We start from the raw sequence: 7248 nt of genomic DNA, 5'->3' as shown, positions 1-7248 counted from the left end.
CGGCGTCGCGCCCCCCCCCCCCCCCCCCCCCCCCCCCCCCCCCCCCCCCCGCCCCCCCCCCCCCCCCCCCCCCCCCCCCCCCGCCCCCCCCCGACCTTCGGGGGTCCATCGCGCATCGAGCGAGATCGCAGCAATCGGTCGGAAATCCAGGTCCGCGCAGACCGTCATCGCATGGGGGAAGTAGGGCTCACCCGGGCACGCCGTCATCGCCACCGAACCTCGCTGACGCATTCGCGGACACTGTACGTCAGGTGGCCACGATGGGCTATGCTCAAGCTTAGGCGCCCAGCTTCCGATGCGCCCTCGGCGCCCGGGCCAAGTCGTTGGCCAGGCGGGTAGGCCGTAACGCGTAGGGGTACCTGTTACGTCGTTCGAAGCCAAAGGCCGTCAGGAGCCAAGCGAGCCGACATGTCAATTTCACTTGGATGCACGTCGAACCTTCCGGCCAGCGGCCGCATCGATTGCACCGTTTGCCATGGCGGAGGGAGCGTGAACTTCGACCGGACGCAACGGCTCAGCCAGGACGGCGATTGGCGCATCAGGGCCAATCCACTCGCCTGGGGCAATCCGAACGCGGAGGTCGTTGTGCTGGGCTTCTCGAAGGGCCCGACGCAGGCTGGCAAGCTAGCGACCACACCGCACGACCAGATTGCCTACAAGGGCGGGCGACTGTCCGCCGGCAAGATCCTCGCCCATGTCGGCCTAATAGAAGGCGGCGATGACAGGCATCTGCGAACCTCCGTAGACAGGCTTATCGCCGATCCCGCAGGACGTTTTCACTTCGGCTCTCTCATTCGCTGCACGGTCGAGCGGTGGGACGGTGAGGAATGGAAGGGTACGGGCGGCGCAATGCTGGACGGTTTTGTCGCCACCCAATTTGGTCGGGAGGTGGCGTCGAACTGCGCCAGCCGCTTCCTTGCAGAACTTCCCGCTGCGACACGGCTCGTTGTGATGTTCGGTATGGGGACCAAGGGGAACTACATCCGGCAGGCGCGCACCCTTATCCAGCAAGCGCGGCCCGGACGCTGGCGTACGGTGAACGAGGTCGCCTACGCCGACGACACGGTCACCTTCGTCCACGTCGAGCACTTCGCATCCCAGGGTAGCCTCATCCCCGACTGGCTTGGAGAGAATGGCAATCGCCGCGAGCACCTCGGTATTCGTGCCAGGGAGGCGGTAAACGCGGCGCTGGCGCCGAGGCCCATTAGCGCCACTGCCGCTTGAGGCACCCATCCGCGATGACCCAGGACGCCATGACGACGGACATCGAGCAGAAACTCGCCGACCTAGTCGACGACGTCGACTTCCAGGCCATCGACCGACGGATGGGCCGCTTCAATCTGTTCGAGGCAATGGGAGCCGTGCGGGGCGAGCTCCGGCACTCGAACTTCCTTGCCTTCATGCTGTCCCCGTCGCGCAACCACGGCCTTGGAAGCGAGCCTCTGCTTCGTTTCCTTCGCTTGGCATTGGCTGGCATGCCGCAAGCCTCTCGTCCGATCCGAGCCCTTGAGTTGCTCGTCGGCGACCTCGACGGAGCGGTCATCCATCGAGAGTGGAACAACATCGACCTTCTGATCGAGATCAAACAGCTCAGGTTGATCGTGTTGATCGAGAACAAGGTTGGAGCAAAGGCCGGCGATGGCCAGCTTGCTCGTTACCGCAAGATTGTCGAGTCCCGCTTCCCTAGCGAGCGGCATCTATTCGTCTTTCTCACGCCAGATGGCCATGCTCCCGACGAGGATGTCTACGTCGCAACGAATTACGCAGACTTGGCGAAGATGATCGAAGGGCTCGCACATGAACAAGTGGCGGGCGTCGAGACAGGAACGATCCTGCGCCACTATGTCGTAATGTTGAGGAGGCATATTGTGCCTGACCAGGAATTACAAGATTTAGCGCGTCTCCTTTACGAACGGCACAAAGAGGCTTTTGACTATATTCTCAAATGCCGTCCCGATGGAGCCAACTTCTTCCAAGCAGCCAAAACCCTCGTCGAGCAGACCCCGGAGATGACCTTAGATCGGGTAAGCTCGACCTCTGTAGGGTTCGTTCCGAAAGCGTGGACGTCCGTTGCAGATCTCAATGCATGCGATCAAACATTATGGACTCGGACGGGCCGAAGCGCGGTATTCTTGGTCCAGACATATAATAATGAAAATTATTCATACCGCTTAAGCCTTGCCCTTGTAATCGGGCCGGCGCCGAACGAAATCCGCGAACGTCTCTACCTTGGTGCCAAAAATCGGCCGCATCTCTTCAAGGGCTTAGTGAAACCGATGGGAGGAAAGTTCGCGACCATCTATGGGAAGGACCTTCTTAGCCAGGCGGCAGGAAAACTCATGGATGACGAGCAGCGGGCATTAGTTGTCCAGGAAGCTTGGAAGGTATTTCAAGAAGAGGACCTGCCGGCGTTGACGAAGGCCGTACTGGAGATCGTGGCCGCCTCTGAGGCCGAGGACGCTTAAGGGCCGCCTCGGTCCCAACGACCGGTAATTCGGTCGCCGAGTTCGAGGTGGATTATTTCATGAGGGAGGGGGTGAGCGACCGACCTAACGCTTGACCGGGGCGCGTGGCTTCGGCGGACGGGGCAGTGAAGGCTTATGCTTCCCGCTCCGGCTGTTGGGCTTATAGCGCTCGGAGCGGCGCGGCTTGTCGTCGGTCATGAGGTCCTCGACGTCGACATGCTTCGCCACGGGAACGCGTCCTACCGTCACGGCTGTAGCCGCAGGCATGAACCTCCACGACGCGGATGTAACCGTCGTATCGCACTTCAAGGCACCGGCTTTGGGCGACAGCCTCGGACGCGGTCACGATCAGCATGTCCTGCTTCCCCCTTAGGACACCATGGCGGCTAGGCCCGGCGGCGGCCTCTCGACAAACGCGCCGTCCTCGACCCGCACGGCCCTCCTCAGGGAGACGACGTCGATGCCCCGCCGGCTAGCCCAAGCCTGAAGTCCCGGCGGCCTGTAATCGGGGTTTTCACGCCAGCGGTCGAACACTGAACCGTCGATGGTTTCGTTGATCCTCGACGTCGTGAGCTTGGTGCCTGTAGCTGCCGGTGGTCCTACGGGTCGGTGGAACGGCTTGCTTACGGCACGCAGCCACCACGGCGTGAAGTTAGCATAGGAATCGGCAATCGGCGCCGCCGGATCGACGGGGTCCATCTCGAAACCCGCGCGGAACGCCAACCCGTGCAGGGCGGCCTTGTCCATCAGCCAACGCAGCGGGGCTTGGGCGAGGATGTCACTCGAATAGCCGCCACCGACGTTCGCATGGGCGCCGACAAACCAGCGCTGCTCGACCTCGTCGAGCGTCCGGCCTGACGTCGCGGGCGCGCCATTCGGGGTAGTAACCGTCCAGAACGTGGGTTCGAATGACTTGCGATGCTCGTCGAGGGCCACCGCATGAAAGGCATGGAGGTTGGCCTTGCGCAGGTGAGTGTCGAGGAAGCGGTAACGCTTCACCCGGGATTTCATGGTCATCAGGGGATGGCCGACCGAACCGACCGTATCCCAGACGCCGACGAACTTGATGTCCGCCACGACGGTGTGGGCGAGCAGCCAGCGCTCCTCGATGTCCTTCGGGGGGCCACCGTCGCCGGCCCGAAGCTTTCGGATCGTTCTGTCGTCGGCCCGTCGATACCGGGCGAAAAGCTGCTCTATGGAAAGGGGTGCCCCTGGACGGAGCACGCCGCATTTCGCGATCAGCCCGGACAGGCTGCGGGCGGCGTAAGCGCCTCGGCTGAAGCCGAAGATGAAGATCTCGTCACCCTCGTCGTAGGCCTGGGCGAGCCAAGTGTAGGCGTCGATGATCTCGTTTTCGAGCCCGTAGCCGGCGACGCCTCCGCGAGTCTTCTCGCCGAAGCGGGTCCCGACCCCTTGGCCGTAGTAGACCATCTGGCGCTCGGCCAGCGGATCGCACAGCGACTTGAGCCGCCAGACGTTGGTGTTGTTGCCGAGGGTGTTCCAGGTCCCGTCGAGGAAGATGGCGAGGCGCTTCAAGGGTGGTCTCCTTCGATGTCGCGCCACCGCGGGCGGCCGGCATCGGCGGACGTCAGTCCGAGTTGCTGCGGTATTCCCGGCGCAGGAGGGTGACTAGGTCCTCGACAAGGTGCGCCTCGTCGTGCCGCAAGGCCGCGCGCGTCCGCATGGCCGGCGTCAGGTGGACCCGGCCGGGCTCGTCGTGGTCGAAGCCGAAGCTCACGGAGCCACGGCTCTGCGTCGCCTCGCGGCGCGTCCGCCAGACCATCATGCGCCCCTCGGTGATCGAGGTCGCCAGAACGACGTGGGTGAGCCGCTGGGTCGGATCGACGTGGTCGAGGGTGGCGGCGGTGAAGCGGAGCACCTGCCCAAGCAGCGCAGCGACATCCTCCTCGATGACCCCGCCCATCATGTCGTCCGAGCGCGGCAGCGGCAGGACGAGGCGCAGGTCGCCTTGCGGGAACAGGGTGACCGACGTCTCATCTCCCTGTCGAAGAACGAGGGCGCCGTCCTCGATGGCCTCCCGGCTCCCCTTCCCCCGGTCGAGGATGCGCGCCGGGCCGAACAGCGCCGATTGCGCGAGGTGCTCGGCCAGGGCGCGCTCCTCGATCTGGCTGGGTCGCAGGATCGACTGGGCGGGACCGCAGGCGACCGAGACCGCCAAGTGCCGGACGCCGGTTGAGTAATTGCGGCGCTCCTCCGGCAGCAGCGACAAGGCGCGTTCGAGGAGGGAGCGCTCGTCCACCGGCCCGGCGGCGCGGGACATCATGTACTCGTGCATGGCCCGGCCGATCTTGGCCTGGAGGTCCTCGGCCGTCGTGAAGCCGCCCCGGAAGAGGCCGCCGGCCCACTCCTGCACCTCCTGCACGAACGCCTTCTCGTCCTGGTCGCGGTCGACGCCCTCCTGCACGAAGGCGAGGACCGGACGGCACTCTCGCGCCTCGCGGTATTCCTCGTGGGTCGCCGAGATGCCGGAGGGCTGCTTCCAGCCGTAGTCCTTGCCGAGGATGAGGACGACGAGGCCGGACTGCCGAACGCCGTCCAGGCACGCGACCTGCGGCGAGGTCGGACGGGCCCCGAAGTCCTCGGCCATGACCGGCTCGTACCCGAGGCCCTTGACGGCGGCCCGGGCCGCGGCGCGGATCGGCTCAAGCCCGGTGATGAGCGAACTGACGAAAACCTTCACGTCGGCCTCCCCCACAGGTCGGCGTCGAGCCTGGCCGCTGGAAGCCGGGCATCGATTGGGGCAGGCGGGCCAGGTGCTCGTCGTCCGGCTCGGGCGGTTACCCGCACACCCACGCCTCAACGTTGAAGGCGGGCTCATGTTCCCGGTTGGTTCTAGGGCACGAGAATGGACGGGAATGAGAGGGAATCTGGGGGAATCTGGGGTGACGAGACGGGGGTGTTCGGGTATCGCTTCCCTAGGCGTTTTCGCTCTGTAGGGCCTGTAGCTCAATGGTTAGAGCCGACCGCTCATAACGGTCTGGTTGCAGGTTCGAGTCCTGCCGGGCCCACCACGCTCCTTCTAAGTGCCGCTGGCACAACAAGCTTTTCAGATATAACGAGTTTCCAGGCGCATCTGTGACACGGGACTGTGACACATGGCGGATGGAAACGTGGCGCATCAACCGAACCTGACCCAGCGGAACGGCACATTCTATCTTCGGATGCGCGTGCCGCTCGATGTCGTGGAAGCCATTGGCCGTTCCCACATCGTCCTCAGTCTCAAGACGAAGGAGCGCCGCATCGCTTTGGCGCGCTTCCGGTTGGAGCAGGCCTCAATCGAGCGCCAGTTCGAGGCAGCGCGGCAGCATGCAACGGAGACAGCAACGCTTCGACGTTCACTTGCGTCTGGGCGCTTGGAGAGGCTTGCGCCGGGGGAGATTGAGGGGCTGGCTCTCCGCTGGTTTGAGCAGGCCGTGCAACGCGTTGCACGCACTTCACGCGAAACGCTCGACACCCGGTTCGTTGACTGGGACGCCATCCTGCAAGAGCTGACGGCCGAGGGAACCGTCCTGACCAGCCCGGACCCAGAGGACTACGAGCCGACCGTTCATCGAACGGTGGACCAACTCCTCCTTGCCGCCGGAGCGCCGCCGGAACCGAACAGCGGGCGGATCCAGCGTCGTGTCCGGCGCCCCCAGATTGATCCGTCCACGGCTCAATATTCCCAGCTTGCCGCCATCGTGCGCCGGGGCTTGATCGCACTCAACCGCAATCGGATGGCTCAGATCACAGGGGATGTAGGCGGAATTGGCATAAGCTCCTTGCAAGCGCCTGCGGTCCTCGGCGTGGTGGAGCACCGACGGACGCTGGACGAATTGATCAGGGCCTTTGTCACAGATCCTGGCCGGGGAAGCCGGACCGATAAGACCAACGCAGACTACGGCATGGTTTTTATCGCGCTGCGCGAGGTGATCGGGAGCGACACTGAAACCCACAGGATCACCCGTGATCATGCTCGCCGTGTGCGAGAGCTATTCCGTGCCCTTCCTCCCAACGCGACGAAGCGCTTCCCCGGGAAAACCCTCATGGTAGCGGCCGAGATCGCAACAGAGAAGGGCTTACCGGTCCTGAACACCCAAACGGTAAATTCGCACCTCACAAAGATGGCAACCCTTTTTAATTGGGCTGTTCGGGAGGAATGGATTGCCAAGAACTATGCCACAGGACTGTTGATCGAGGAAAATTCAAAGACAATACGCGAGCCATTCAGCGCGGCACAGCTTAAATGTATTTTCTCCGCCCCACTGTACACCGGATGCCAGAATGACGAGGCGGGCTATGCGAAGCCTGGACCTATGCTGCCTCGGCGAGCAAGGTTTTGGGTTCCGCTACTATCGCTGTTTCATGGAATGCGCTTGAACGAGGTGTGCCAGCTCCGCGTCGGTGACATTGGCGAGAAAGATGGGATACCAGTGTTGTTTGTTTGACCTGACCGGCATTTTGGACCGAGCCGATTGAGAGGCTACTGCATGGTGGCGGCCATGGGTAGCCGGAAGGCTCGATCCGGGACGGTGACGGGCGCAGGTGGCCGGTAGCCCAGCGACGAGTGCGGCCGGACGCGGTTATAGGTGTTCTGCCAGAGGGCGATCACAGTCTGCGCCTCCCTCAACGAGTAGAAGATTTCTTGACGTAGGCACTCATCACGAAGCTTGCCGTTGAAGCTTTCGCAGTACCCGTTCTCCCACGGCGAGCCGGGTGCGATGTACTGGATCTGCGGTCCGACCTTGGCGACCCACTTGCGCAGCGCCTTCGCGATCATTTC

The 7248-nt window shown here is 63.5% G+C and carries 6 protein-coding genes and 1 tRNA gene; 4 read left to right on the top strand and 3 right to left on the bottom strand.

Features of this window, described 5'->3' with window-relative positions; all coding sequences use genetic code 11:
- Positions 1-489: 489 nt before the first annotated feature.
- Both BM140_RS24840 and BM140_RS24835 read left to right on the top strand, forming a co-directional pair.
- Complete coding sequence (locus BM140_RS24840) at positions 490-1224, top strand: hypothetical protein (RefSeq protein WP_091952124.1); 735 nt, start codon at positions 490-492, stop codon at positions 1222-1224.
- A 14-nt stretch (positions 1225-1238) separates the two neighbouring features.
- Positions 1239-2465 (top strand): PDDEXK-like family protein, encoded by a 1227-nt coding sequence (locus BM140_RS24835; protein WP_091952123.1) that lies wholly within the window; start codon positions 1239-1241, stop codon positions 2463-2465.
- Positions 2466-2834: 369 nt separating this feature from the next.
- On the opposite strand, the gene BM140_RS24825 is transcribed toward BM140_RS24835, so the two are convergent.
- On the bottom strand, positions 2835-4001 hold the full coding sequence (locus tag BM140_RS24825) for a DUF2235 domain-containing protein (protein ID WP_091952121.1): 1167 nt from the start codon (positions 3999-4001) through the stop codon (positions 2835-2837).
- Between the two features lie 52 nt (positions 4002-4053).
- Positions 4054-5166 (bottom strand): DUF4062 domain-containing protein, encoded by a 1113-nt coding sequence (locus tag BM140_RS24820; RefSeq protein WP_165616562.1) that lies wholly within the window; start codon positions 5164-5166, stop codon positions 4054-4056.
- A 255-nt stretch (positions 5167-5421) separates the two neighbouring features.
- Here BM140_RS24820 and BM140_RS24815 point away from each other — a divergent pair.
- Together BM140_RS24815 and BM140_RS25630 are read left to right on the top strand one after the other, a co-directional pair.
- A tRNA-Ile gene (locus BM140_RS24815) sits at positions 5422-5497 on the top strand.
- Positions 5498-5581: 84 nt separating this feature from the next.
- Positions 5582-6913: a DUF6538 domain-containing protein gene (locus BM140_RS25630; protein ID WP_131803980.1), complete on the top strand. Its 1332-nt coding sequence runs from the start codon at positions 5582-5584 to the stop codon at positions 6911-6913.
- A 35-nt stretch (positions 6914-6948) separates the two neighbouring features.
- On the opposite strand, the gene BM140_RS24810 is transcribed toward BM140_RS25630, so the two are convergent.
- A partial coding sequence (locus BM140_RS24810) for an integrase core domain-containing protein (RefSeq protein ID WP_131803978.1) occupies positions 6949-7248 on the bottom strand: 300 nt, incomplete at its 5' end.

This window comes from Methylorubrum salsuginis, from assembly GCF_900114375.1.
In the GTDB taxonomy this organism is placed as follows: Bacteria; Pseudomonadota; Alphaproteobacteria; order Rhizobiales; family Beijerinckiaceae; genus Methylobacterium; species Methylobacterium salsuginis.
The sequence above is the reverse complement of the archived record's forward strand: the minus strand, read 5'-3'. Positions and strand labels throughout refer to the sequence as shown.